This is a genomic window from Legionella sp. PC997 (assembly GCF_014109825.1).
Lineage (GTDB): Bacteria > Pseudomonadota > Gammaproteobacteria > Legionellales > Legionellaceae > Legionella.
Genome location: NZ_CP059576.1, coordinates 1,361,386 through 1,385,000, shown reverse-complemented (window position 1 = coordinate 1,385,000; position 23,615 = coordinate 1,361,386). Strand labels below are relative to the sequence as shown.

The window sequence follows — 23,615 nt, the reverse complement described above, 5'->3', positions numbered from 1 at the left end:
CATCGTATCAAATTAAAAAATGCTCCTGATGCTTATGAAACCTTTAATGCAAGGGACAAAGGATGCATTAAAGTGGTAATGACCCCTTAAATAGGAGAATTAGCATGGATATTTATGAATATTTAAAAATGGATCATGATCATGTAGCTCATTTATTTGATCAATTTAAAGAATCTGAACTTCCAGCACGTAGAAAGCAGATTATGTCTTTAATTGCCCAGGAACTGCTTATACATGCCCATTCTGAGCAAGAAACTTTCTATGAAGCTTTAAAACAATATGATTTAACTAAAGAGGATGCGACTCATGGAAAGAAAGAACATAAAGAAATTGAAAATCAAATTAAGCTGATTCTTCATTCAAAAGAATATGGTTCCCCATGGGTAAATCAAGTGAATAAATTAAAGAAAATTGTCGAACACCATGTAGATGAAGAAGAAGGAACTATTTTTGAAAATGCACGAAAAGTCTTATCCAAGGAAGAGGCTTATGAGATAAAAGAGCGGATGCATTATGTAAAACAACACTTATTGCTTTCTTTGCAAGAAAAAGAACGCCCTAAAAAACATACAACCATTAAAAAAACGGATAAAAATAAGAAAATGCATTATAAAAAAGTAGCGAAAAAAGATGAATCTCGAGCTAGAATACATTAATAAAGGTAATCAGGTATAAGGGAGTTTTTCATAGGATTTTTATTGAAAAACCCTCTTTTATCCTGATTTTTTGGTTTTCACAGGTTTCTTTTTCATACTTTCTTTTAAAAGTGATACAAAATCTACTACTGAATCGTGGCTTTTTACAGCTTTAGTAACTTTTTTACCTGATTTTAAAAGGGCTTCTGTTTGTTTATCGAGCCATTTTTGTAACACTTCCCTGTATTCATTATGATATTTTTCAGGTTCCCACTTATTGGACATGTCCTTTATTAAATCCATTGCCATCTTAATTTCTTTATCAGAAATTTTATATGTTTTGATTTCTTCTTTAGGAACATTTAACTCTTCTTCTGAGCGTATTTCATCTTGAAAATGAATTAAATAGAGCAATATACTGTTTTTATGTGGAAGAATTAAACTTAAATATTCTTTTGTGCGTAATATAGTTTTAGCTACCCCTACTTTGTTGGTTTTTTTTAATGCTTCACGAAGAAGAACGTAGGCCTTCTTATTTTTACCTTCAGGGATTAAATAATAGGGTTTAGTAAAATAGAGACTATCAATTTCATCTAAATCTACAAATTCTTCGATGTCTATTGTTTTGTATAATTCGGGGCTTGCTTTTTCAAATGCTTCTTCATTTACGATAAGGTAATTACCCTTATCATATTCATATCCTTTAACAATATCCTCCCACGCGACTTCTTTTCCTGTATTCTCATCCACTCTTTGATATTTTATTCGCGACTTAGTTTTTGAGTTCAATAAATGAAAATGAATTTCATTATTTTCTTCAGTAGAAACCAAAGAAATAGGAATAGATACAAGCCCAAAAGAAATATCGCCTTTCCAAATTGATCGTGCCATTCTCTTACTCCTAATAACCAATCATTCAAAATAAGATGGACCACGAAAAGCCTACAATATTTAGTTTAGCTCTAACTCTATAAGCTATTACCCCTTCTCATTTTTAAGTATGAACTATTTATTAGCCCTAAAACTTCGTGGATCATTTCCATGACTATCTTTTCTAAAATTCCATTTATTAAGTATGATACTCAACCGTTTATTCAATGGTACTTGCCTTTGATGTGGCTCTCCTTCAATACGCCACTTTTGGTATTGGATCACTATGATGTCTCTATTTATATCATTATTCTCCAATCCATTATTTTATAAATTATAGTATAATTTTACAGTTGGAGATTAATTATCACTCTTAATAAAAAAGGCACTGCTCTCCAGTGCCTTTTTATTTTTCTCAATTGTTATCTTAATGAATTATAGTAAGTATCTATTGTTTTTGGCCATGTTGCCATATCAGGCCAGTGATCCTTGTCAAATCCATATTCTTTTTTCAATTTTGATTGATTTATATTTAAAATAAAACATTCTTCATCAGCATTGTAACTGATACTTTTCCAGGGAAAGGCGAAATATTTTTCACCTAAGCCTAAAAAGCCACCAAAGGATAAAACGACGTATCTGGCTTCTCCAGTAAATTTATCCAATACAATTTCTTCAATTTCGCCCAAGGATTCTAATTCAGGTGATTTTACTTCTTTTCCCTTTACATCCTCTGTTCTTACAATATTAAAATTATCCATAATTTCTCTCCTTTTGTTTTTCATTAGACATTATAGGACATAAAAAAGGGAGCAGAGAGGGAAAATGTATAATTTTTTGCCAAATAGAGAAAAAAGGGCCAAAAGGCCCTTTTGTTAACCCCCACGTGCTAGCAAAACAATAATTAAAATAAGAAGTATTAATCCAACGCCACCACTGGGGTAATAGCCCCATCCAGAACTATAGGGCCATGTGGGTAAAAGTCCTATAAGAATAACAATTAATATTATAAATAGAAGTAAATTCATATCAGTTCCTTTTTAAAATGAATTTGATACATCCTCTATAATTTTAGATCAATTTTGAACCATCGCAATTAAGTTTATCCTTAATAATTAATCTTTTAACACAAATGAAATATGACCCGTTCTTTCTAAATATGCAGCACTAACATTTTTATAAGAGGAACGATTTATTTGTTGCCGCATCTGTTCTGTTACATCTTTTTTAGTAATATTGAGTTGATTTAATGTTTTGTGCTGAAGAACACCATCTTTAATAAGCAGGTAGCGTTTTCCTTTAAAAATATGCTCAAGTAATGCGTATTTTCGACAAAGAATAGCTAGGGTTTTATGGACCACTACGATACCTACCACTCCTACTAATGTAGAAACTAGAGTAGCTGAGCCCGTTATTCCTCTACTAATTACCCCCCCTAAAATTACAATAGCTAATAGATCAAAGGAGTTATCTAATTTAAAACGTCTATTTCCAAATCGTATAATAAGCGTACAAAAGACTAATAATAAAATGGCTCGAATAAAAATATAGATTAAATCATCATCTTGGTTTATCGAATAAATATAAGAAAGCATATAATTTCTCCATTGCATTAAAGGTAATTCTTCTTAATTTCCCCCCATTCTAGGATCCTTTAAAATTTAATATTTTCTATATTCTCTTCTAACCATTTAAGTAATAAACGATCTTTATTTTCTTTTATTCTAGAATGCTTTTTGATCCAAACTCCTAGATTATTTTTTTCCCATTGATGAATTATCTCGGGCAAAATATAACATTTTTTACAAATAGTGGGTGTATGACCTAATAAGTCTGCAACTTCTAATATAATATTTTTTAATTGTTCTGCATCAAAGTTAATTTTAGATAATCGATAAAGCACTTCCCTACAAGCCGCCCAAGTACGAAACTCCTTTGCTGTAAAGTTAAATTGGGTTAGGTTTTGCAAAAATAAGTTAACGTCTTGCGAGCCAATTTCTATAGGATTATTATTTTCATCGAGATATTTAAATAACCTATAACCGGGAATAGATTCACATTTTTTTAAAATTCTAAGGAGCTTTTTATCTTTTAAAACTACATGCCAGGGATGAGAATTTTTCCCTTTAAAATTCAAAATAGCCTGGGTAGATCTTAATTCGAGATGTTTTTTTCTTAGGGTGGTTATTCCATAAGAATTATTTAATTTTTCATGGATTTTATTCCCAATTCTTATAAAATAATTATCCAAAAGATATATGATGGCACATATAGTCTGGGTTTTATTCATAGATACTGGCTTATTTAATTCGCTTTCGACTTTCTTACGAATGATGGGTAACATTCTCCCAAAAGGGATTAGGGATTTGAATTTATTTTCATCCCTAATAACTCGCCACAGGGGATGATAACAATATTGTTTTTTTCCTTTTATATCTCGTCCGGTGGCCTGAATGTGACTCTTTTCACAAGGAGAAATCCACACATTAGTATAGGCAGGTGGAATAGATAAAGAAGCAATTCTCTGTAATGTTTTTTTATTGGTTATTTTCGTACCGTCAGGATTAAAATAGAGAAAGGAATTCCCTTTTTTTAGACGAGATATCCCCGGAACTGAATCATCCCCATAAAAAATAGAACTAGAATCTAATTTATCATCCATAATAAACGTCATATTTGAATTTAAAGTAATAACAAATATACTTTGTTAATGATGCATTTAATGAGTCGAAAAGCCTTTTTCCATATTATAGTAAAAGGAAATTTAAAATGATGCTTAAAGATTTTAAATGAAAATATCCACTCGCTTAAAAAAATTAGCAACTGGAAAAAAAAAGGAAATTTCCTTTAGACAATTATTAAATAAATTTCATCAAAAAGATAATTTTTTTATAATCATATTATTAGCAATTCCTCCCGCTACTCCTTTATCTTTTATTCCAGGATTTTCCGCCCTTTTCGGATTTATGATTGCCGTGATTAGTCTGCAGTTATTAGCGAGTCGCAAAAAAATTTGGTTACCTTCCAAATTAAGCGAAAAAAAAGTCCCGCCCCAAATCAATGAGGGGATTTTAAAAATAATTCCATGTATTGAATTTCTAGAAAAATACATTAAAAACAGAGCGAAATTTCTTACGTCACCCTTCATTAGACCTTTTTTTGTGATATTCATATTTATATTAAGCCTTTTACTTATGTTACCCATTCCTTACGTGGATTTTTTTTCTTCTTCGGCTATTATTATGATATCAATGGGGATTATTCAAAAAGATGGATTGCTTATCATAGTTGCTTTTATTTTAAGCTTAATATATCTCTTAATACTTTTTTACCTATTACGTGCAGCCCTTTTCTTAATCTATAAAGCCTATAATTATATAAAATCTCTTTTTTAATTTTTAAAAATTGACGTCATGGAAGCGAAACTATGAAGCCGATTATAAAGAAAAACTTAAAAGAACGAATAATTTGGCGCTCTATTAAATGGCCTCTCATTCTTTTATTTTTAAGTTTAATTTTTTTATTCACTAGCTACCTGAGCTTTTACCCCTCATTTCAGAGCTGGTCCCTGGTTTTAATTATTAGTGAGAAAGCAGCTAATTTACTTATCATTACCGCAATTCTTCTAGCATTATATAATTTACTCATGTTTACTTGTACGTATTACTCCCAAAAATTGAATGCTTCTGACTCTTCCTTAGCATTAATATTACAAAATATAAAAAGCAGTGCAAAAATTATTTTTATTTTAGTATGGCTCAATATTGTACTTTCCATGCTCCTTCCATTAAAACAACTGGTATATACCAATAAGATTTTTACAATCACTCTTATTTTGGCAATTAGTTGGATTGGAATACAGGTTTTAAACACCCTAGAGGATATATATGCACAAAAGATGAGCACATTATCATTAGAAACTCGTATCCAGATAACCGAAATATATACAAAAATACATTTATTGAAAAATATAGGATTTATTGTTATTGGTCTTATTGCAGTCGCCGCTATTTTAATGAGTTTTAGTAATGTACGTAATATGGGAGTAAGTCTTTTAGCTTCTGCTGGATTTTTAACTGCCATTATCGGTTTCGCAGGTCAAAAAACATTAAGTGCTATCTTTTCAGGATTTTGGATTATTTTAAATGGTTCACTTAAAATCGGCGATACTTTATTTATTGATAAACATTGGGCCATTATCGAAGAAATTACTTTAACCAATGTTCTTTTACGTATGAAAGATAATCATCGTTTGATTATTCCGATCAGTTACTTTTTGGAAAATAAGGTAGAAAGTTTGGGCCGTAAAGGAAATAGCTTAATAACCAGCGTTTATTTTTATATTGATTATTTGCTACCTATTTCAGTTTTACGGAAAGAACTGGATGAATTTTTAAATGAATCATCGTATTGGGATAAAAATATTAAACGAATACTCATTAATAAATTAGAGCAGAACTCAGTTCAAATTCGCGTTCAGGTGAGCACTACTGAGGGGGATAAAATCTCCGAGTTTCGAGCTGAAATCAGAGAAAAGTTTTTTAATATACTCCAAGAAAAATATTCGAAATATCTTCCTAAAACTAGACAAATTGGCATTGAGAATCAGGAAGAGAAAAAAGAATAAAACATCAGCATGACAGAAAAAAACATCATCAAAAACGTCATCCATCCCAGGGTGTTAGAGAGCCATCCATTCTTATACTTACCCATGATTTTTTTATTATTACAAAGGAGAATAATAACAAAAATAAGCGGCAAGGCCACGATGCAATTTATTACCGCAGCAATTATTAACCCTTGGATTAAATTTACATGCAGGAAATTCATTATTAATCCTATTATAAAAGATAAAATAATGATCCCATAAAAACATTTCGCATTCTCGAAGTCATGAAAAAGTCCATTTTTCCAGTTCAATAAGCCTGAAATTGCATAAGAAGAGGAAGTAGCTAATATTGGAATACTTAGCATTCCTAGTCCAATTATCCCTAGAGAAAAAATTAACTTAGCAACATACCCAGCATGAGGAAAACTATGTACTACTGGCTCTAGTGCTTTGGCAGCATCAGCTGCTGTTTCAATATTTTCAATTCCATTAGCATGTAAGGTGATTCCAATAACCGCAATTATTGCCCAAGTACAAATTTGTGATAGAAACATACCAAAAAAATTATCTTTTCTTAAGGAATCCATTCTCACAGCAGAAATTCGCACCAAACCATTAGATTTAGAAATTTTTCTTTTCTTATTTTCCTCAACCAATTGTGACGATTCCCAAAAAAACATATATGGAGAGATACTAGTGCCAAACAAAGCAGTTAACATAAAAAAATAATCGCTTGAAAATGTAATATGGGGTATGAGCGTATTATTTAGAAGTTCGAGCCAAGGAGTTTCTACTATAAAAAGTGAAATAGGATAAGCCAGTATGAAGAGACATAGCCACTTTAAAATCTTCACGTACATTGTATATTTGAAATATATAACTGCAAAGACAATAATCACGGTAAAAAAAACTAATGCAATGTAATTATTGACTGGAATAAGCAATCCAAGAGCCGCGCTCATTGCTCCTAAATCCGCGGCTAAATTTATTGTATTGGCCATAAATAAACAAAAAACCAAAGGAATTAGTAATTTATTCCCATAATATTTTTGAATCGTAGAAGCTATCCCTTTATTTTTAGCAGCCCCGATGCGAGCACACATTTCTTGAATAGCGGTCATCAATGGCAGCATAAGCAAAACAGACCATAACTGTCCAAACCCGAATTTGGCTCCTGATTGAGCGCAAGTTGCAATTCCAGAAGGATCATTATCCGAAATGCCAGTGATTAGACCAGGACCTAATCGATGAAAAAATCGTTGCACTTTCTTAAGATATTCTTTCATGACATATCCTTTATATGTTTATTAAAATAAAAAGGTATTTTTCCTAAAGCATATAAGGAAGCTAATTTTTGCTTTTTCGGTTTTGATCCCGAAAATATAACGGTTTCTGAAAATATCCTCTTTTTATTCCCCTGATTTATTAACCACGCAAAACAAATTGTCCCAGGGGTTATTCCGTCAATGGGTTTAGAACCCGCAATACCAGTTGTTGATACAGCAATATTTCCACAAGACGACTGCAGAGCGCCCTCCACCATTTCTCGGGCAACCTCCTCACTGGTCAGATTGAACTTATCAATAGTTTGCTTTTTTACGCCTAGAATTTTTAATTTAGCTTCTTCCGAATACACAACAAAACCGGTATCCAGAACCTGACCGCTCTTTGGGATTTTACTTAATAAATGTATGATACAACCCGCTGTACAAGACTCAGCTGTACTTAATTTGAGATTATGTAATTTCAAAAAAGAAATAAGCTCCGTTAATTCTTCTCGAGTCATTTCAGTCCTTTGATTTTTTTATAAATCATACCTAAAAAGTAAAATATAGCAATTCCTTGTTTTTAAGTATTTAATTAAATTCTATTATTTTAAAAAAAAAATAAAATTATGGGATATCCCTAGTCTAAAATATAAGAAAACGATCCAAAAGGACATGAATCTATTAGGGAGAAGCAAATGGGACTAGGACAATATCATAAGAAAAGGGATTTTTCTAAAACTCCTGAACCGAAGGGTATAGTAAACCCTAAAGATTCTCATTTATTTATTATTCAAAAACATGCTGCCAGCCATTTACATTATGATTTTCGTCTAGAACTTCATGGCGTTTTAAAAAGTTGGGCTGTACCTAAAGGGCCAAGCCTGGATCCTAAAGTGAAACGATTGGCTATGCATGTGGAAGATCATCCTATCGAATATGGCAATTTCGAAGGTATTATTCCCAAAGGTCAATATGGTGGAGGTACCGTAATGCTGTGGGATAAAGGGAGTTGGGAGCCTTTAGATCCCGATCCTTACTTAGCTTATGAAAAAGGACATTTGCGATTTGAATTACATGCTGAAAAATTAAAAGGACGATGGGATTTAATACGCTTTAAGGATGAGAAACATTGGTTTTTAATCAAATACGACGACGAATTCGCTAAAAATCAATCGGACTATGAAATAACTGAAAAATTAAATAAAAGTATTAAAACCAATCAAACGATGGAACAGATCGCTAAAAATGCAGAGGATGTTTGGGAGAGTGGCGGTTCAAAAAAAAGAAAATCCCTAAACACTAAACTTAAATCACAAACACCTGTCGTTGTACTCCCTAAGGGGCTTCATAAGGTAGCTTTTCCTGACTTCATCCCTCCACAACTCGCAACTTTAGTCGATACACCACCGAGTGGAGAAAACTGGCTTCACGAGGTTAAATTTGATGGTTATAGAATTTTAGCATTTAAAAATGGGGATGATGTTGTATTAAAATCACGAAACAATAAAGATTGGACACAGGACTTGCTTCCTATAACCGAAGCAATCAAAGAACTACCCTATAAAAATATTATTTTGGATGGAGAGGTTGTTCTCTTAGATAAAGAAGGAAAATCAGATTTTCAATTACTACAAAACTCAATAAAAAATAAAAAATATAGCAATTTCGTATATTTTTTGTTTGATATTCTTTATTTTGATCAATATGACTTAAGAAATCTCCCTTTGATTGAACGAAAATCTATTCTAAAAAATATTTTAAATTTTAAATCCTCAACGTTGACCTTTAGTGATCATATAGTCAACGAAGGCCAATTAATGTTTGAACACTCCTGTGAATATGCTTTAGAAGGAATCATTTCAAAACGTATTGAGAGTACTTACACATCAAAGCGTTCTAAAGATTGGTTAAAAATCAAATGCTTAAAGCGTCAGGAATTTGTAATTGGAGGCTACACTCCTCCAAAAGGTGGACGTAAATTTTTCGGTTCTCTCTTTTTAGGAGTTTTTAATGATAAAGGCGAACTCGAATATGCAGGTAACGTAGGAACTGGATTTACCGAATCTAGTTTGAAAACGATTCACAACCAACTCGTAGACCATAAAGCACAAAAAAATCCATTTACAACAAATCCACCCGGGCATACCACCGCAACGTGGGTTAAGCCAACTTTGGTAGCTGAAATTGAGTTTACTGAATGGACTCAAGATGGGCATTTACGTCATCCCAGTTTTAAAGGAATGCGTGTTGATAAAAAAGCAAATGAAGTGACTAGAGAGCGGGAAATACTTATGGAAGAGATAAAAGAAGAGAAAAAAGAAGTATCTTCAAAAGCGTCAAAGAAAAGTATGGTTAAATTAACTCATCCTTCTAAAATTCTCTATCCCGAGGATAATATCACAAAACAAGACCTTTACGATTACTATGAAGCTGTAAGTGATTATATGCTTCCTTACCTCACTTTAAGGCCTTTAACCCTAGTGCGCTGTCCTGATGATTATGGAACCTGTTTTTATCAGCGTCATTATAATAAGGGAACCCCGAAATTTCTTCATCCGGTAGAGATGAAAAATGAAGATGAAATAGAAAAATATATTTATTTAAATGATAGGCAAGGCCTTTTAAGTCTTATACAGATGGGAGTTTTAGAAATCCATCCGTGGGGAAGTACGATCTCCCATTTGGATCAACCGGACATAATAATTTTTGATTTAGATCCTGCTCCAGATGTACCTTGGAGAAAAGTAGTAGAAGGAGCGCGGGAAGTCCGAAAATACTTAGAGGAATATAATCTTCAGTCTTTTGTAAAAAGTACTGGCGGAAAAGGACTACATGTGGTGATTCCTATAAAACCAGAATATGATTGGGAAGAAATAAAGAACTTTACGAAGGTGTTTGTCCAATTCCTAGAACAAATAAAACCTCAAAATTATATTAGTAAAATGACAAAATCGAAACGCTCAGGAAAAATATTTGTTGATTATTTACGTAATCAAAAAACTGCAACAGCTATAGGACCTTATTCTACGCGAGCCCGTCTTCACGCCCCTATAGCTACTCCTCTTTCTTGGGATGAACTCAGTGATCGAATGGAGGATAATACGTTTAATATGAGAGCCCTATTACTTCGTTTAAAAAATTTAAAAGAAGATCCCTGGAAAAATTTTTGGGATGTAAAGCAATCATTGGGTCTAGATAAATTGTAATTCCTAAATCTAGAAATTCGAATGAGGTCTTAAAATAATTTAAAACCTCATTCGGGGCTTATTTTTTCTTACCTCCCCCATCTTGTTTATTTACCGTACGCCAAGCTCGCTCTTCAGCTTCTTTTTTAGAAACTCCTTTTTTCTCATAAGAGTCTTCAATATGCTCAGCTTGACGTTTTTGCTTGTCGGTATAACTTGATTTATCTCCTTTACTCATAGCAACCTCCTTTTCGTCAGTTAAGCTCACTATTAAAACAATACATTTATATTATAGTTCTAAAGTTCGCCTCTTTTGGTATGTCTCAATATTAAAGGGTTTTCCTTATATCAGTTGACAAAGAAATATAGCAGGCTAGTCTTTATATAGTGCAATGCAATATTTAAAATGATTGGAGAATAAACATGGATATGAACAAAAGGACTAGTGAAATGAAAAATAAAGTGAATGAATTCAGCGCTAACGCTCAAGAAAAGGCTGAATCAATAACTGAACAAATGAAAGACTCAATGTCAGATATGTATGAAGAGAGTAAGAAACAATTTAATAACATGGAAGAATATGTAGAAGAGTATGCAGACGAATTACTGCAAAAAGTAAAAGAAAATCCCCTAACCTCTTTGCTTATTGCGGGTGGAATCGGATTTCTAATTTCTAGACTCTTAAAAAAATAATCCTTTATCTAAGATAGCCACTAAGCGGTGGCTATCTTATCAGAATACCTACTTATCTTTCGTTATAACCTTCCTACAATTTGATACCCGCGCTAGGGGAAGAGGTATGGGTATTGTATTGGTTTTCTAAGTTATATAGTTGTATCGCATTTTGCATAATTTCAACTGCCTCATAAAATTGACTTCGAGGAGTCTCAGGAAGTTGTTTTAGGTAAGCAACTGTATCGATGTTATTGGGTGCAAAAATATCACTTGAAAGATAACTGGGATTTCGTAAAACTTCTTTCATTTCCTTTTCAAGCGATAAATATTCTTCAACCATCTCTTTAACCGACCAGCCTGGAATATTATTTGAATTTTTTAATATGACCGGTAATAAATTGTTAAGCATCAATAAATAAAATGTTAAAAGCATTGAAAATGTACGACCAACACCATCAGAAAATGGGTGATGTAAAACCGTGTACTTTATAAATTTAAATATGGCGGTTAATTTTTCATATTTTGAATTTGCCTCCCCAATCTCTTTCCTATAAGTCATTAAATGTGAATAGCAAACTTCATTAAGGTATCGTTCCACATCAACAATTTTTTCATCCATTTCCAAGCAACGGATGCTTATCGGCTGATCTTGCGTGAGCATATTCCAAATTAATACTGCTTTTTCTTTAGAATCAAAATTCTTATCCCTTGTACTAGCAAGAACTTTACCACTCTTATCAATAAACGAGAGTCCTTTACACTCAGGTGTTTGCATGTAGAGTAGGATTTCAAAAATGCCTTCATAGGTATTTTGTTGCGAGTTCAATGTCCATCCAACTAACGAACTTTTCCTGAATTCACCTTCTCTTTCCATTAGAAATAGATTCTTGACACCCGCTGTACATGTAGCATGAAGCGACTTTATAAATTCTATATCAAAAGCATCAGGCTCATGTAATTTTTTTAAAATAAAGGCAAAACCATGTGCCATACCAAGCAAATAACCCGGCTCGGATTGTTCAAAACCAGTCCATGCTCTACGCATTTCGATATAATCTTTAAGTAATTGTTGGTCTTGTTCCTCAAACTTGAAAAAATGAATAATTACATTCAGTAAACTTAAATTAAATAATGAGAATCCTCTAGTTGCCAGCTGGTATAGTTCATTTAGTTTAACCGTATCTAAATATTCCATAATTTCCTCTCGGTTGAGGATTCTGTAAGCTCCATGAAAATTAATTTTTATATCTTCGAGGGACTTGATAAGCAAATCATAAGCAAATTGTCTGTCATCATATCTCGAGCGCTCAACAAAAAAACGCCAAAGTTCGAAACATGGAAAGTGTTGTAAGAAATGATGCGTTTTATTTTTTTCTTGATTAGGTTCTGAGAAAAAAGATTTTTTCATTCTAAATACCTCTGTATTTTCTATTCTTTTATTAGAAATAACCCGAATCACAGGTTCAAAATGTTCATGCGAATAAGTAAGCTAAGAGTAATTCGGGGAGGATTTATAAATTAAAAACAGTCTAACCTTATGCGGAGCATGGGTAATTAAAATTGAATACTTAACAATACATAAAGACACTGGATAATATCTGTGGACTGATTAACTTAAATATCTTCCTCAACAAAACTAATGCTTATTGTTCATAGTTTATTGATTAAGAATAACTAAGTTTACCTGTCCTCCATTCATCCTTAACACGGGTATAATGGGATGAATAATTAATATTCAGGCGAAATTATATTTGGATTTTATTAAGAGATTATTAAGAATCTTCAAAAATGTAACTCGAATGACTCAAGTTAACGGCAGTAACGGGTGAGCTCGACAAAATCTGCTAAATTTTATTTGCTTGATTTGTACCCCACCCTATTTCATGACTAACGAATCTAATATCGAGAATTTCAATTTCCAATGGATAAAATAAAATTCTTCTTTTAAAACCTAAATGGGTAGACTAAAATTTTAAAAAAATCATAGTCTACCTTTTAGTTATTGTTGTTCACAGGTGATTTTAGTGCAATCTCTACAGTTTTTTGCTGCAAAAGCAAACGAATCTGCTGCAGAACCCTGTTTATTCGCCATTTGATCATCGGCTGCCTTATCTGCTGCTACATCGCTGCTGCTCGCATTAGTAGTACAGATCCACTTTGTGTTCATATCGGTGGCAGAAAAACCTACATTGGATGATAAAATAAGAATAGCTAAAATTAATTTTTTCATGTTAATCCCTTATTTAAATTGGTCTTGGAAATCTTTTACCGCTTTATTGGCCTCATCTTTTGAGTAACCATAATGTTTTTGTAATTTTCCGTAAATTTCCTGATGAGCCCCTTCAATTTCTTTAAAGTCATCATCAGTTAATTTACCCCAAGTTTGTTTCATTTTTCCCTTTATTTCTTCCCATTTTCCTTGAAAAATATCTTTATTCACAATGTTCTCCTAATATGAAGAGTGTAAGTACTTAATTAAAAAGAATTTGTTCGGTTAAAGAGGTACTTATTTACCCACTGAATGCTTTGCAGCTTCGGATGAATGATGCTGAGCATGTTCATGGTGACCCCGAGCTAAATGTGCATGGTGATGGCCTTGTTCATGATCTCCAGATTGATGGTATTTCGCAGCTTCATTGTGATGTTCAGAAGCTTTTTTATGATGTTCTGCTGCAAGTGTATGGTGTTGTTTTAATTTATCTTTATCCATTTGATTGTTCATTTTATGTTCCTTATAGTTATATACAGCTTTTACCATAGTTGCTGAATTCAAACTACCAGTCAATTTAAGGAAAATGCCTAGTATTAATTAGGGTTTTTATAAGATCAAATTTAAATAATCGACTATATTTAGAGAATATTAGCTAAAGGAGATAAATTATGGACGATTACAAACAACACAAATCATTTACAGCAAAAGACCATTTAGAAGAAGCTTCTTGTCAAATATTAGAAGAAGGTCTCAATAAAGTTTGCGAATTGGAACAATCTTTAGAACAACACATTAATGACCTCTCCTGGAAAATAAAGGAGAAACCAATGACCTCTGTTTTAATTGCAGCAGGCATTGGATATATTTGGGCAAAATTGACCAAATAAATCTTAATCTTTATCAATAGAAATAATTTTTCTTATATTTGCTTAAGAAATGAATTCTAAATGACTTAATAAAGTTAAATATAAAGGGATTTTATTATGAACAAAAATAAGCTTCAAAGACCCCCTCAACATCAAAATAAGCAACCGGGAGTAGAAAAAAAAATGCATCCCGACCCCATTTATCTCATTCCAAACTATCAGGGAAGTAATAAACTAAAGGGAAAAAAAGTTTTAATTACAGGAGGAGATAGTGGCATTGGTAAGGCTGTAGCCTGCTTATTTGCACAAGAAGGAGCTGATATTTTTATTCATTATTTGGATGAACATGAGGATGCGAAGCAGACTAAAAAAAATATAGAAGAAATAGGACAAAAATGTTGGTTAAATCATGGCGATTTACAGGAATATTCCACTTGCGAAGAACTAGGTAAACTATGCATAAAAGAATGTGGAACGATTGATATTCTTATCAATAATATTGCGGTCCAATATCCTCAAGATAGTGTAGAAGAAATTAGCTGTGAACAAATGGAACGAACTTTTAAAACTAACTTTTTTTCTTGTTTTTATATGACCAAAGTTTTATTACCTCACTTAAAGAAGGGCTCTGGAATTATAAATACCACCTCGGTGACAGCTTATAAAGGAAACGATCACTTAATAGATTATGCTTCAACGAAAGGAGCATTAGTAGCATTTACACGGTCTCTTTCGCAAAATTTAGTTAAAAAAGGAATCCGAGTAAATGGGGTAGCACCAGGTCCTGTATGGACCCCGTTAATTCCTTCTAGTTTTGAAGCAGATGAAGTGAGTCATTTTGGAGAACAAGTGCCTATGAAACGCGCTGCTCATCCTTATGAAATTGCTCCTGCATATTTATACCTTGCCTCTGAAGATTCCTCTTATATGACAGGACAAATATTGCACCCCAATGGAGGGGTCATAGTAAATGGCTAGTAAAAATTTGTTTCATCACCATCTTTAAACTCTATATTGCTTTCGCTTAACTGGAACCACTTCGCTCTCGAAAATGGTTCCCAATTTGCAAAGTTTCACCTTTAATGGATATGTTTGAATCAACCTGGTAAGCAGATTGTTCTAGCTTACTCAATGGTAGAACATTTAGATGTATTAACTGTAGACCTCGCAATATTTTCTTGCTTACCCTAATTTTAAATTTAACACTCGTATGGTATTAAATTATATTATTTTAAACGGCTCACCTTATGAATAAAGGATTAAATCTTAAATTGGGCACTATGCTCCTTCTCTATTCGTTTTCTCTTTTCGCCGAGGATGATCCGTGTCGTGGTAAAAGCATGTTACTTAGCTTAATTAATAGACCTTCCTTTTCAGATAGCGCCTGTACCGTCCCTGCAAAAAAATTACTGGTAGAAGGCGGTTTTCAAAACCAGCAAATAATTGGAGAAGGAACCCAAGTGAATTTTCCTGAATTAGGTGTTCGAATGGGTTTGTCAAAAGAATCTGAATGGGTTATCAATCCACGAATTATATCCACCAGACAATTTATCCTTTCTCAGGAACTTCACCTACATGGTTTGGGATAAAATATCGGGTTTATTATAATAAAAATTGGGTAATTACAGGGGAAGGACTAATCTCCCCACCGAGTGGAAATGAAAATTTTGGTAGCCCGCATTTAGAAGGTACCTTTAATGGAATCCTGTATCATGAAATAAATGATCAATTATCCTGGCAAGTTCAGATGGGTATTAGTGAATTCAGTGATCCTGAAAGTTCAGGTGGACAACACTATGAAAGTTTTAATCCTGATTTTCTAATTAGTTATACGTTTAAAGAAAAAATTAATGCGTATTTAGAATTATTTGGGCAAACTAAAACAAGTTCAAAACAATCCTTTGGGTTAATTGGAGGAGCAGGATTAATTTATCTTTTTAATTCTAAAACCACCTTCGATATAGAGTTTTATCAGCATATTAAAGGAAAGCTTTTAGGATTTGAACATTTTATAGGCGCTGGGATGACAAGGTTATTTTAAATATTAGATAAAAAAAGGGAAACTCCTAGAACTATCCTGATAATCCTTAAACTTTTAATTTTAGCTTTTATTAATACAATCAGTGGACTATGTTTAAATAATTTAAGACAGTTACAACGAGCGTGAAATGGAATTTTTAAAACAGTTGAAAGAACTTATCAATGCAAAAATATCTGTTTACAAAACAGCTTATTCTTTACTCTCCCTGGAGGCACAACTCGCCAGATTATCTATTGTTCCATTATTGTTAACCATATTTATGCTTTTTATTGTATTAATAACAGTATGGTTATCAATTACAATATTAATAGGATATTCCTTTTTTTTAATTTTTAATCGCCCTATTCTTGCTTTTTTTCTTATTATATTTTTAAACATAGGATTAATACTAGGTTTAATTCGATATCTTTCCTTTAACATAAAAAACATGAGTTTTGAGAAAACACGAGCTTATTTTTTTCAAAATAAGAGCATGCAAGAGGAACTCGAGAAAATTAATAAAAACCTAGAAAATAAAAACTAATAACCCGTATTTTATTCAGCAATCTAACTCCTCCTTATTACTTGATTGAAGAATTGGAAATCCTATACTATATTAAAAGTACAAGTATTATACAGACCATCTTGCGATGGTCTTTGCTTTTTTGAGAAAAACTATGTTATATCGACTTTTATTAAATTATTTTAAAATTAGACTGTTTCAATTTCTCCTTTCTAAAATTCTAAAAAGCAAAGCCCCAGCTTCTTTAAATAAATTAAGCTTTGTTGATTATGGAATGAAGGTAATTTTATCCTTTATCGAAAGCAAAAAATTCGCAAATAAAAAATAATAGGAAATGTTACTTTTACTACTGTTTCCCCTAGGTATATAGGGGTTACCCTCTCTTTGACTTTGCTAAATAATAAACTATTATAAAATTGTGCAATGCAACAAGGAGCGTATCATGCAACAATTCAAATTGAATACATTTAATAAACTGAATCAGCCTTTACAACAAATCGCTGAATTAAATAATGAAACATTTCCAAAATTTTCTTATTTAAAACCTGAGGATTTTCAGATGAATAATCCACAAGTTTTGGTAGAAAAAAGTGTGCAAATTTTTATAGAAAATAGTCATCGAAGTCTTGATTATATGCACCAATTATTTAATATTTGGGAACATTCGTGGGAAAATATCTCTCAAGAAGCCCGTGAAAAAACCCAGGATATGATGAAACAGTCTCAATCTTATGCCTCTTCAATGGGTAAAGAACTATCTCGTTCTGCCCCATCTAGAGCATCTACTAAAAGCACTTCCAACTCAAAGAATAAGACCTCTTCGTCATATTCTAATTTAACCAAAAATAGTCAGTCCCGAAATACACCTCAACATACCGCCTCATCTGGGAAAAAGGAGGGTATGTCCCAGGAAAAAAAATAAAAATTCAACTAAAATTGAATTAGGACATATTTAAACCATAAGGAGAAAACAATGGGTTATATTATTGGATGGTTATTAGGTATACCGGTGAGTATTCTTTTATTGATTTGGCTTATCTCTCATGTTTAAAAGGAAATTAACATGCACAACGAAACATTAATAAAAACGTCAGATTGCTGTAGAACTACAGTAACTCATATTAATTGGACCGGAATTATAGCAGGCGCATTTGTCGGAGTTGGCCTTGGTTTTTTACTTAATCTTTTTGGCATGGCCATTGGCTTAAGTGCTTACAGCTCTTCTCCAAATGGAGCCGCAGTAATCGCTATAGGTGGGGTTATTGGTTTGTTAATCGGGGTAATTGCTGCAATGGGAGCTGCAGGATTTGTAGCGGGATATGTAGGTCGATTTTATCATTGTTATTGTCATGGTGGAGTGCTTTATGGTTTTATCACTTGGAGCCTCGCTTTAATATTGAGTATCTTGCTGATTGGCCCTACAGCAAATTATATATCCTCTTATGAAAATGCTCTAAGCCCCTCGTTCGCACCAGTAGAGGTTACTAATTCCGTAGTTGGGGATAAGGTTGTGGCTGGAGAAAAGAACAACAATAATCCGGGGGTATCCGTGCAAGCCAAACATCTGGCTTGGAGTGGTTGGGTTCTTTTCATTCTCTTTTTTGTCGGCGCGTTTTCTTGCTGCATTGGAGCTTGTTTGGGTATGCGCTGTAAGAAAGAAGAAGTTGAGGTCAGTACGACTGTCCCTCCCCGCAATATCCCCAATGATAAAATATAATTTTATACTACCCATTTCCTTGTGAAATGGGTAGATTTCTATTGGAATACTCTTTCTACAAACTACATTTATTGAGAAGGACTCTCAAGACTTAACACTAGTTGCACCATTTATGGGTCAAAACAAACAACAACCAAAACAGGTATTTAGACACATAATGGATGAAGACCAAGTTATTGTAAGTTATGTAGAGCAGACAAATTGGATAGCTATTTTATCCTTCAATATTTCTTGGATCGTGACCGTGGCTATCCTTGGCTTCTATCTTTCCCTGTTTATCATGAATCACAAGCTCAGTGTGTTCTTTAATACTCAGCTCTCGAGCTTTATTCACAGCCTCTTCTTTAGTATTAAAGTGTAGCTTGTTTGAACTATGGGTTAAACTGATATCCCAACCTCCCTGAGAATTAGGAACAACATGATGCTCTCTATTCATTTTCTTTCCTCCTTGTATCTATGAATCACATTATTGCGCTCTAATTCCACTAGAATTATTAAATTATAGCCGAATTCCCAATTAAGATTATTTGATTGTGAGCTTCACTTCATCGAATATTTCACCATAAAGATCATTAAAAAATGTTAGTGTTCTAATCACCAAGGGATTGATTTTAAGGTTTACCGAAAGAAAAATTAATTTGTAAGAGCCATATTAAAAACACTTTAACTTTCCCGATTATTTACTAATATTAAAATATAAAAGAAAAGGGAGTATTAAATGAAAAAAAATGAACAGAAGGATCATCCCGAAGTTACACATATTAAAAATATCTGTGATGTTACAAAAGAAGCATCTGAAGATATTTGCAAAAAAGTTAATGATCATAAAAATGCTAAAAAAATAAGTCCCCAACAGACAAAGCTCAAGAGATAGAGACTTGGATTTTAACTTTGCAACGAAAAGATTAATTGCTAATGTTTACCTTAAATTACAAATATAATACAGCATACTATTCTTTATTAATTGATTACTTTAAGGATAAATCATCATGAATTCACTTAATGGACTTAAAGTTGCTATTTTGTTGACCGATGGTTTTGAACAAGTGGAAATGGTAGAACCTAGGAACGCATTACAAGCTCAAGGAGCACAAACCTTTCTCATTTCAAACAAATCAAAAGTTCAAGGCTGGAATCATTCGGATAAAGGGGATTCTTTTGAAGTAGATATCCTCTTAGAAAATGCTAATCCCAATGATTTCGATGCATTAGTACTACCTGGAGGTGTTATGAATCCAGATACATTACGTACCTTGCCGGAGGCTGTAGAATTTACCAAAAAAATTAATATACAACAAAAAACCATTGCTGCTATTTGTCACGGACCCTGGCTTCTGATTAATGCTATGGCAGTAAAATATAAACGCCTTACCTCTTGGCCTTCTGTGAAAATTGATTTAATTAATGCAGGTGGAATATGGGTTGATGAAGCGGTAGTTAAAGACGGTAATTTAATTACGAGTAGAAAGCCTGATGATATTCCCGAGTTTAATAAAGCCCTTATAGAGCACTTAAACAATAATAAAAAAATAAATTCTACCAAGAAGTCCCATTAAGAACTTTATAAGTGAAAATCTTTTTTTAGTTTATGTACGTTCGACATGAACTCGAAGATTATTTATGTAAAATTTCTTCACATATTTTTTTATATTTTTTTTCTAGAAATTTCAGCTGTTCATCACTCAATTTTTCTAAATCAAGGGTCTTATTATCGGCTGGGGGATGAGATTTAATTAACTCATCCAACTTTAAATTTATAATTTTATTATCACGATTTTGCGTATGCTGAATTAAAAAAACCATTAAAAAGGTAATAATAGTTGTCCCTGTGTTGATCACGAGCTGCCATGTATCTGAAAATTTAAAAATAGGACCCGTAATTATCCAAATCATTATAAGCAGAATAGCAGTAATAAAAGCTCCGAAAGTTCCGGATATTTCGCTGATAAACGATGAAAATTTTTGAAACCATAATCTTAAGTTCTTCATGATTATTTCCTTGAATATGGAATAAAATTCCATTTCTTTATTTTTTGCAGAATTAAAAATAAATTGGGATCTAGGTTTAGTTAATACAATAGAAAAACTCAGGTTCAGATGGGAAGATAAGCTCTTTACCCAATGCAAGCTCATGAAACCGCTAACCATACAACACCCACCCTTGGACTGCTCACAGCCGTCAAGACACACGCTTGCGCAGGTGCGTTAAAATTATAGTCTATAATAATCTTAATAATTGAGGATACATGGAATAAGTCCAATTTATGATTAGTTTTTTTCAATATAATGCTACAAAAGATGCCGCTCGTTTAATTAAGCAAATCAAACCTGAGCAGATAAACTTACTTTATAATCTGTCACCTTTTGCAATAATAGCGGAATTAATAGCAGCCGCTTTTTTATATTTTGGGTTAAGTGAAGTGACTGATTCCACCTTATTAATCTCATGGCTTACATGCACTTATATTTTCTCTGATTTTTTAAAAATAGGATTATTTTATCTTTATAAAATAAAAAATAATCTTCTTAGAAATCAAGACTTTCTAATTTTATTCAATGTAGGTGTTTTATTTTCAGGTTTGTCGTGGGGGTTTGCAAGTTCTATTTTGATACCAAGCAGTGATGCTTTGCATCAAATATTTGTCGTATTTTTAATTATTGGCGTTACGGCGGCTGCAAATTTGCTTTATTCGCCTGTATTAACCACATATCTTCTATTTCTTATTCCTGCTTTTGTCCCTTTTATTATATGGATGTTTTTGCAGGGACAATTATATCTTATGTTAGGATTTTGCGGCATTATTTACCTCGGAGTGATGGTAGTTGTTTCCTCTTTCTCCAATCAATTACTTAAATCAACTCTTATGTATCGATTTAAAATTATTGACCTAAGCTCTATCAAAGCAGTATTAGAAAAGACAGTTGCTAAGCGAACTAATGAGCTTGAAAAACTATTAGCACTTACTAAGTCAACGCTCGAATCAACAGCAGATGGCATTTTAGTTGTCGATAGCTTGGGAGCTATCGAATATTATAATCAGAAATTCCTTGATATGTGGAATATATCAATAAAATTCATTGCAACTCATAATGATGAGGATGCAATTAACTATGTGTCAAATCAGCTTAACAATGCCACCGAATTTATAGAAAAAATAAAATATCTTTATGAAAAGCCTGAATTAGAAAGTTTTGATGTATTACATTTTAAGGACGGTAAAATTTATGAACGGTATTCCAAGCCTCATTGGCTGGAAGGCAAGATAATAGGTCGAGTTTGGAGCTTTAGAGATATAACCATACGAAACAAATTAGCCTATCAAGCTAATCACGATGCCTTGACAGGACTACCTAACCGCACTTCATTATATGCTCGAATTGAGCAAGCCATCACTTATGCTGCTCGGTTAAACCAGATTTTAGCGATATTCTTCTTAGATGTTGATGACTTTAAACTAGTTAATGATAACTTAGGTCATGATTCGGGAGATAGCTTATTAAAAGTCGTTGCAAAACGTTTAAAGGAGTGTATTCGAGAGAGTGATACTGTGGCTCGCTTTGGTGGTGATGAGTTTGTGCTAGTTTTTATGGCACCTACTTTCAAAGATATTACCCTTATTGCTCAAAAAATATTAAATCAAGTTGTACAACCTATCAAATTGTCTGCGCACGAGGTGATAGTCACAACCAGTATAGGAATTAGTACTTACCCCAAAGATGGCGCTGACACAACTTCTTTATTAAAAAACGCAGATATGGCTATGTATCTTGCTAAAAAAGAAGGCCGTAATAATTTTCAATTTTACAATAATTTTATTAACGAACAGTCTTTGAAACGTCTTGAAATTCAGACTCAAATACATAAGGCTATGGAGAATAATGAGTTTTTTATTCTTTATCAACCGATCTATAATTTAAATTCAGGCGCTCTTATAGGTGTTGAAGCGCTACTTCGTTGGCAGCATCCTGAGTTAGGCCTTATTCCCCCTCATGACTTTATCCCTATTGCAGAAGATAATGGATTAATCTGCCAGTTAGGTGAGTGGGTATTTAGAACTGCATGTAGACAGAATAAAGTGTGGCAAGATTTGGGCTTACCACCCATTTTTATAACGGTAAATGTCTCTTCTCGACAATTGAAAAAAGATAACTTTGTAAGGATGATTGAGGCTATTTTAGAAGAAACGGGGCTTTCTCCTCAGTATTTAGAGATTGAATTTACCGAAAGTGCTTTGATAAAAAAGTCACCCGAATTGAATAATACATTACTTAGCCTCTCAAGGATGGGTATAGGGATGGCCATTGATGATTTTGGCACAGGCTATTCAAGCTTAAGCTATTTAAAAACATTTCCCGTTAGTAAACTTAAAATTGACCAATCTTTTGTTCAAGAGTGCACTCATAGTTCTAATGATGCTTCCATTGTTGAAGCAATTATTGCTATGGCCCACGGTTTAAAGCTACGTGTTATCGCTGAAGGAGTTGATACCAGTGATAAAGTTGCTTTTTTAAAAAAACTCAATTGTGATGAAGCACAAGGTTTTTTCTATAGTTTGCCTATAGAAGTATATGAAGTTACTCAATTATTAAAAAACACTATAAACATATGTGTTTTCAGACATAGATAATCGTGACTTTGCAGCAAAAAAGCATTGATTCATTATTTCATCCCAACCTATTGATTTTATTAGGACTGCTAGCTAATCTTGCTGCCCTTAAGAAGAGCAGAGTTGCTAAATGACGTAAGCAAAAGAATTACCCATTGTCATTGAAAAATCACAGGAAGAAGTTGAGCAGATCGTTGCATTGGTGCACTCATTAGACCTATCTGTGGGAACAAAAACTTTTATCATTGGGTGTATTCACCTGGCCTCTTGGATCCGCGCGCATTGGTCGAACATAAAATCACTCTATCCAATTTAAATCGGCTAATCTTTGGCAGCGGAGATAGGACCACTAAACTCTGAGTGCTGGTCAATTATGCCCACATCACTGTGGTAGCAGGCTTTACTCCGTCAATCCCGGCATCCACCCA

At 33.0% G+C, this 23,615-nt stretch carries 30 protein-coding genes (1 of these 30 running past the window's edge); 16 read left to right on the top strand and 14 right to left on the bottom strand.

What is annotated here, in order from left to right; genetic code table 11:
• Window positions 1-90: the 3' portion of a zinc-dependent alcohol dehydrogenase gene (locus tag HBNCFIEN_RS05880; RefSeq protein WP_182393136.1), read on the top strand. The gene continues 1,083 nt to the left of window position 1, outside the view; 90 of the gene's 1,173 nt are visible here — the last part of the coding sequence; its start codon lies off the left edge, out of view; the stop codon is at window positions 88-90.
• Window positions 91-104: 14 nt separating this feature from the next.
• Window positions 105-656 (top strand): hemerythrin domain-containing protein, encoded by a 552-nt coding sequence (locus HBNCFIEN_RS05875; protein ID WP_182393135.1) that lies wholly within the window; start codon window positions 105-107, stop codon window positions 654-656.
• A 57-nt stretch (window positions 657-713) separates the two neighbouring features.
• Here the strand turns inward: HBNCFIEN_RS05875 and HBNCFIEN_RS05870 are convergent, their stop codons facing one another.
• From HBNCFIEN_RS05870 to HBNCFIEN_RS05850, 5 genes are all read right to left on the bottom strand, one after another.
• The gene (locus HBNCFIEN_RS05870; RefSeq protein WP_182393134.1) at window positions 714-1,526 is read right to left on the bottom strand and encodes a Ku protein; all 813 of its coding nucleotides are present in this window, start codon (window positions 1,524-1,526) and stop codon (window positions 714-716) included.
• A gap of 401 nt (window positions 1,527-1,927) precedes the next feature.
• Window positions 1,928-2,266, bottom strand: coding sequence for a PRC-barrel domain-containing protein (locus tag HBNCFIEN_RS05865; protein WP_182393133.1), 339 nt, complete (start codon window positions 2,264-2,266; stop codon window positions 1,928-1,930).
• A gap of 114 nt (window positions 2,267-2,380) precedes the next feature.
• Complete coding sequence (locus tag HBNCFIEN_RS05860; protein WP_182393132.1) at window positions 2,381-2,533, bottom strand: DUF3309 family protein; 153 nt, start codon at window positions 2,531-2,533, stop codon at window positions 2,381-2,383.
• A gap of 87 nt (window positions 2,534-2,620) precedes the next feature.
• Complete coding sequence (locus HBNCFIEN_RS05855; RefSeq protein ID WP_182393131.1) at window positions 2,621-3,100, bottom strand: DUF421 domain-containing protein; 480 nt, start codon at window positions 3,098-3,100, stop codon at window positions 2,621-2,623.
• A gap of 59 nt (window positions 3,101-3,159) precedes the next feature.
• The gene (locus tag HBNCFIEN_RS05850) at window positions 3,160-4,167 is read right to left on the bottom strand and encodes a DNA topoisomerase IB (RefSeq protein ID WP_182393130.1); all 1,008 of its coding nucleotides are present in this window, start codon (window positions 4,165-4,167) and stop codon (window positions 3,160-3,162) included.
• 127 nt (window positions 4,168-4,294) lie between these two features.
• Here HBNCFIEN_RS05850 and HBNCFIEN_RS05845 point away from each other — a divergent pair, with 127 nt between their 5' ends.
• Window positions 4,295-4,900 (top strand): exopolysaccharide biosynthesis protein, encoded by a 606-nt coding sequence (locus HBNCFIEN_RS05845; RefSeq protein ID WP_182393129.1) that lies wholly within the window; start codon window positions 4,295-4,297, stop codon window positions 4,898-4,900.
• 32 nt (window positions 4,901-4,932) lie between these two features.
• Window positions 4,933-6,132 carry a mechanosensitive ion channel family protein gene (locus tag HBNCFIEN_RS05840; RefSeq protein ID WP_182393128.1) on the top strand — a complete coding sequence of 400 codons (1,200 nt, stop codon included), beginning with the start codon at window positions 4,933-4,935 and terminating at the stop codon, window positions 6,130-6,132.
• On the opposite strand, the gene HBNCFIEN_RS05835 is transcribed toward HBNCFIEN_RS05840, so the two are convergent.
• Window positions 6,111-7,400, bottom strand: coding sequence for an NRAMP family divalent metal transporter (locus tag HBNCFIEN_RS05835; RefSeq protein ID WP_182393127.1), 1,290 nt, complete (start codon window positions 7,398-7,400; stop codon window positions 6,111-6,113). The genes HBNCFIEN_RS05840 and HBNCFIEN_RS05835 overlap by 22 nt on opposite strands.
• Window positions 7,397-7,900 carry a CinA family protein gene (locus tag HBNCFIEN_RS05830; RefSeq protein WP_182393126.1) on the bottom strand — a complete coding sequence of 168 codons (504 nt, stop codon included), beginning with the start codon at window positions 7,898-7,900 and terminating at the stop codon, window positions 7,397-7,399. Before HBNCFIEN_RS05830 ends, HBNCFIEN_RS05835 begins: the two co-directional genes overlap by 4 nt.
• 177 nt (window positions 7,901-8,077) lie before the next feature.
• Between HBNCFIEN_RS05830 and ligD the strand changes: the two genes are divergently transcribed.
• Complete coding sequence (ligD, locus tag HBNCFIEN_RS05825) at window positions 8,078-10,588, top strand: DNA ligase D (RefSeq protein ID WP_182393125.1); 2,511 nt, start codon at window positions 8,078-8,080, stop codon at window positions 10,586-10,588.
• 58 nt (window positions 10,589-10,646) lie between these two features.
• Here ligD and HBNCFIEN_RS05820 read toward each other — a convergent pair whose 3' ends face one another.
• The gene (locus HBNCFIEN_RS05820; protein WP_182393124.1) at window positions 10,647-10,805 is read right to left on the bottom strand and encodes a hypothetical protein; all 159 of its coding nucleotides are present in this window, start codon (window positions 10,803-10,805) and stop codon (window positions 10,647-10,649) included.
• Between the two features lie 185 nt (window positions 10,806-10,990).
• On the opposite strand from HBNCFIEN_RS05820, the gene HBNCFIEN_RS05815 reads away from it, so the two are divergent.
• Window positions 10,991-11,260, top strand: coding sequence for a YqjD family protein (locus HBNCFIEN_RS05815; protein ID WP_182393123.1), 270 nt, complete (start codon window positions 10,991-10,993; stop codon window positions 11,258-11,260).
• Window positions 11,261-11,333: 73 nt separating this feature from the next.
• Here the strand turns inward: HBNCFIEN_RS05815 and HBNCFIEN_RS05810 are convergent, their stop codons facing one another.
• From HBNCFIEN_RS05810 to HBNCFIEN_RS05795, 4 genes are all read right to left on the bottom strand, one after another.
• Window positions 11,334-12,650: a hypothetical protein gene (locus tag HBNCFIEN_RS05810; protein WP_182393122.1), complete on the bottom strand. Its 1,317-nt coding sequence runs from the start codon at window positions 12,648-12,650 to the stop codon at window positions 11,334-11,336.
• A gap of 591 nt (window positions 12,651-13,241) precedes the next feature.
• A complete protein-coding gene (locus HBNCFIEN_RS05805; RefSeq protein WP_182393121.1) occupies window positions 13,242-13,472 on the bottom strand; it encodes a hypothetical protein in 231 nt (76 codons plus the stop codon).
• A gap of 9 nt (window positions 13,473-13,481) precedes the next feature.
• Window positions 13,482-13,682, bottom strand: a complete 201-nt coding sequence (locus tag HBNCFIEN_RS05800) for a CsbD family protein (protein WP_182393120.1) — start codon at window positions 13,680-13,682, stop codon at window positions 13,482-13,484.
• A 66-nt stretch (window positions 13,683-13,748) separates the two neighbouring features.
• A complete protein-coding gene (locus HBNCFIEN_RS05795) occupies window positions 13,749-13,964 on the bottom strand; it encodes a hypothetical protein (RefSeq protein WP_182393119.1) in 216 nt (71 codons plus the stop codon).
• Window positions 13,965-14,122: 158 nt separating this feature from the next.
• Here HBNCFIEN_RS05795 and HBNCFIEN_RS05790 point away from each other — a divergent pair, with 158 nt between their 5' ends.
• From HBNCFIEN_RS05790 to HBNCFIEN_RS05760, 7 genes are all read left to right on the top strand, one after another.
• The gene (locus tag HBNCFIEN_RS05790; RefSeq protein WP_182393118.1) at window positions 14,123-14,341 is read left to right on the top strand and encodes a hypothetical protein; all 219 of its coding nucleotides are present in this window, start codon (window positions 14,123-14,125) and stop codon (window positions 14,339-14,341) included.
• A 96-nt stretch (window positions 14,342-14,437) separates the two neighbouring features.
• A complete protein-coding gene (locus HBNCFIEN_RS05785) occupies window positions 14,438-15,298 on the top strand; it encodes an SDR family oxidoreductase (RefSeq protein ID WP_182393117.1) in 861 nt (286 codons plus the stop codon).
• Window positions 15,299-15,567: 269 nt separating this feature from the next.
• Window positions 15,568-15,909 carry a hypothetical protein gene (locus tag HBNCFIEN_RS05780; RefSeq protein WP_182393116.1) on the top strand — a complete coding sequence of 114 codons (342 nt, stop codon included), beginning with the start codon at window positions 15,568-15,570 and terminating at the stop codon, window positions 15,907-15,909.
• Window positions 15,831-16,361: a transporter gene (locus HBNCFIEN_RS05775; RefSeq protein WP_182393115.1), complete on the top strand. Its 531-nt coding sequence runs from the start codon at window positions 15,831-15,833 to the stop codon at window positions 16,359-16,361. The genes HBNCFIEN_RS05780 and HBNCFIEN_RS05775 overlap by 79 nt, the downstream gene beginning before the upstream one ends.
• Before the next feature lie 127 nt (window positions 16,362-16,488).
• Window positions 16,489-16,884, top strand: a complete 396-nt coding sequence (locus HBNCFIEN_RS05770; RefSeq protein ID WP_182393114.1) for a hypothetical protein — start codon at window positions 16,489-16,491, stop codon at window positions 16,882-16,884.
• 421 nt (window positions 16,885-17,305) lie between these two features.
• Window positions 17,306-17,785 (top strand): hypothetical protein, encoded by a 480-nt coding sequence (locus tag HBNCFIEN_RS05765; RefSeq protein WP_182393113.1) that lies wholly within the window; start codon window positions 17,306-17,308, stop codon window positions 17,783-17,785.
• 141 nt (window positions 17,786-17,926) lie between these two features.
• Window positions 17,927-18,580: a hypothetical protein gene (locus HBNCFIEN_RS05760; RefSeq protein WP_182393112.1), complete on the top strand. Its 654-nt coding sequence runs from the start codon at window positions 17,927-17,929 to the stop codon at window positions 18,578-18,580.
• Between the two features lie 214 nt (window positions 18,581-18,794).
• Here the strand turns inward: HBNCFIEN_RS05760 and HBNCFIEN_RS05755 are convergent, their stop codons facing one another.
• Window positions 18,795-19,016 carry a DUF2188 domain-containing protein gene (locus HBNCFIEN_RS05755; protein WP_182393111.1) on the bottom strand — a complete coding sequence of 74 codons (222 nt, stop codon included), beginning with the start codon at window positions 19,014-19,016 and terminating at the stop codon, window positions 18,795-18,797.
• A gap of 282 nt (window positions 19,017-19,298) precedes the next feature.
• On the opposite strand from HBNCFIEN_RS05755, the gene HBNCFIEN_RS05750 reads away from it, so the two are divergent.
• Together HBNCFIEN_RS05750 and HBNCFIEN_RS05745 are read left to right on the top strand one after the other, a co-directional pair.
• Entirely contained in the window at window positions 19,299-19,454 is a 156-nt protein-coding gene (locus tag HBNCFIEN_RS05750) for a hypothetical protein (RefSeq protein ID WP_182393110.1), read from the top strand.
• A gap of 115 nt (window positions 19,455-19,569) precedes the next feature.
• Window positions 19,570-20,136 carry a type 1 glutamine amidotransferase domain-containing protein gene (locus HBNCFIEN_RS05745; protein WP_182393109.1) on the top strand — a complete coding sequence of 189 codons (567 nt, stop codon included), beginning with the start codon at window positions 19,570-19,572 and terminating at the stop codon, window positions 20,134-20,136.
• 58 nt (window positions 20,137-20,194) lie between these two features.
• Here the strand turns inward: HBNCFIEN_RS05745 and HBNCFIEN_RS05740 are convergent, their stop codons facing one another.
• Window positions 20,195-20,569: a low affinity iron permease family protein gene (locus HBNCFIEN_RS05740; protein WP_182393108.1), complete on the bottom strand. Its 375-nt coding sequence runs from the start codon at window positions 20,567-20,569 to the stop codon at window positions 20,195-20,197.
• 275 nt (window positions 20,570-20,844) lie between these two features.
• Here HBNCFIEN_RS05740 and HBNCFIEN_RS05735 point away from each other — a divergent pair, with 275 nt between their 5' ends.
• A complete protein-coding gene (locus tag HBNCFIEN_RS05735) occupies window positions 20,845-23,208 on the top strand; it encodes a bifunctional diguanylate cyclase/phosphodiesterase (RefSeq protein ID WP_182393107.1) in 2,364 nt (787 codons plus the stop codon).
• Window positions 23,209-23,615 lie beyond the last annotated feature (407 nt).

Excerpts from the sequence above, each read along its gene's own strand:
- HBNCFIEN_RS05875 (WP_182393135.1), top strand. The coding sequence starts at position 105 with ATGGATATTTATGAATATTTAAAAATGGATCATGATCATGTAGCTCAT.
- HBNCFIEN_RS05870 (WP_182393134.1), bottom strand. The coding sequence starts at position 1,526 with ATGGCACGATCAATTTGGAAAGGCGATATTTCTTTTGGGCTTGTATCT.
- HBNCFIEN_RS05865 (WP_182393133.1), bottom strand. The coding sequence starts at position 2,266 with ATGGATAATTTTAATATTGTAAGAACAGAGGATGTAAAGGGAAAAGAA.
- HBNCFIEN_RS05860 (WP_182393132.1), bottom strand. The coding sequence starts at position 2,533 with ATGAATTTACTTCTATTTATAATATTAATTGTTATTCTTATAGGACTT.
- HBNCFIEN_RS05855 (WP_182393131.1), bottom strand. The coding sequence starts at position 3,100 with ATGCTTTCTTATATTTATTCGATAAACCAAGATGATGATTTAATCTAT.
- HBNCFIEN_RS05850 (WP_182393130.1), bottom strand. The coding sequence starts at position 4,167 with ATGGATGATAAATTAGATTCTAGTTCTATTTTTTATGGGGATGATTCA.
- HBNCFIEN_RS05845 (WP_182393129.1), top strand. The coding sequence starts at position 4,295 with ATGAAAATATCCACTCGCTTAAAAAAATTAGCAACTGGAAAAAAAAAG.
- HBNCFIEN_RS05840 (WP_182393128.1), top strand. The coding sequence starts at position 4,933 with ATGAAGCCGATTATAAAGAAAAACTTAAAAGAACGAATAATTTGGCGC.
- HBNCFIEN_RS05835 (WP_182393127.1), bottom strand. The coding sequence starts at position 7,400 with ATGAAAGAATATCTTAAGAAAGTGCAACGATTTTTTCATCGATTAGGT.
- HBNCFIEN_RS05830 (WP_182393126.1), bottom strand. The coding sequence starts at position 7,900 with ATGACTCGAGAAGAATTAACGGAGCTTATTTCTTTTTTGAAATTACAT.
- ligD (WP_182393125.1), top strand. The coding sequence starts at position 8,078 with ATGGGACTAGGACAATATCATAAGAAAAGGGATTTTTCTAAAACTCCT.
- HBNCFIEN_RS05820 (WP_182393124.1), bottom strand. The coding sequence starts at position 10,805 with ATGAGTAAAGGAGATAAATCAAGTTATACCGACAAGCAAAAACGTCAA.
- HBNCFIEN_RS05815 (WP_182393123.1), top strand. The coding sequence starts at position 10,991 with ATGGATATGAACAAAAGGACTAGTGAAATGAAAAATAAAGTGAATGAA.
- HBNCFIEN_RS05810 (WP_182393122.1), bottom strand. The coding sequence starts at position 12,650 with ATGAAAAAATCTTTTTTCTCAGAACCTAATCAAGAAAAAAATAAAACG.
- HBNCFIEN_RS05805 (WP_182393121.1), bottom strand. The coding sequence starts at position 13,472 with ATGAAAAAATTAATTTTAGCTATTCTTATTTTATCATCCAATGTAGGT.
- HBNCFIEN_RS05795 (WP_182393119.1), bottom strand. The coding sequence starts at position 13,964 with ATGAACAATCAAATGGATAAAGATAAATTAAAACAACACCATACACTT.
- HBNCFIEN_RS05790 (WP_182393118.1), top strand. The coding sequence starts at position 14,123 with ATGGACGATTACAAACAACACAAATCATTTACAGCAAAAGACCATTTA.
- HBNCFIEN_RS05785 (WP_182393117.1), top strand. The coding sequence starts at position 14,438 with ATGAACAAAAATAAGCTTCAAAGACCCCCTCAACATCAAAATAAGCAA.
- HBNCFIEN_RS05780 (WP_182393116.1), top strand. The coding sequence starts at position 15,568 with ATGAATAAAGGATTAAATCTTAAATTGGGCACTATGCTCCTTCTCTAT.
- HBNCFIEN_RS05775 (WP_182393115.1), top strand. The coding sequence starts at position 15,831 with ATGGGTTATCAATCCACGAATTATATCCACCAGACAATTTATCCTTTC.
- HBNCFIEN_RS05770 (WP_182393114.1), top strand. The coding sequence starts at position 16,489 with ATGGAATTTTTAAAACAGTTGAAAGAACTTATCAATGCAAAAATATCT.
- HBNCFIEN_RS05765 (WP_182393113.1), top strand. The coding sequence starts at position 17,306 with ATGCAACAATTCAAATTGAATACATTTAATAAACTGAATCAGCCTTTA.
- HBNCFIEN_RS05760 (WP_182393112.1), top strand. The coding sequence starts at position 17,927 with ATGCACAACGAAACATTAATAAAAACGTCAGATTGCTGTAGAACTACA.
- HBNCFIEN_RS05755 (WP_182393111.1), bottom strand. The coding sequence starts at position 19,016 with ATGAATAGAGAGCATCATGTTGTTCCTAATTCTCAGGGAGGTTGGGAT.
- HBNCFIEN_RS05750 (WP_182393110.1), top strand. The coding sequence starts at position 19,299 with ATGAAAAAAAATGAACAGAAGGATCATCCCGAAGTTACACATATTAAA.
- HBNCFIEN_RS05745 (WP_182393109.1), top strand. The coding sequence starts at position 19,570 with ATGAATTCACTTAATGGACTTAAAGTTGCTATTTTGTTGACCGATGGT.
- HBNCFIEN_RS05740 (WP_182393108.1), bottom strand. The coding sequence starts at position 20,569 with ATGAAGAACTTAAGATTATGGTTTCAAAAATTTTCATCGTTTATCAGC.
- HBNCFIEN_RS05735 (WP_182393107.1), top strand. The coding sequence starts at position 20,845 with ATGATTAGTTTTTTTCAATATAATGCTACAAAAGATGCCGCTCGTTTA.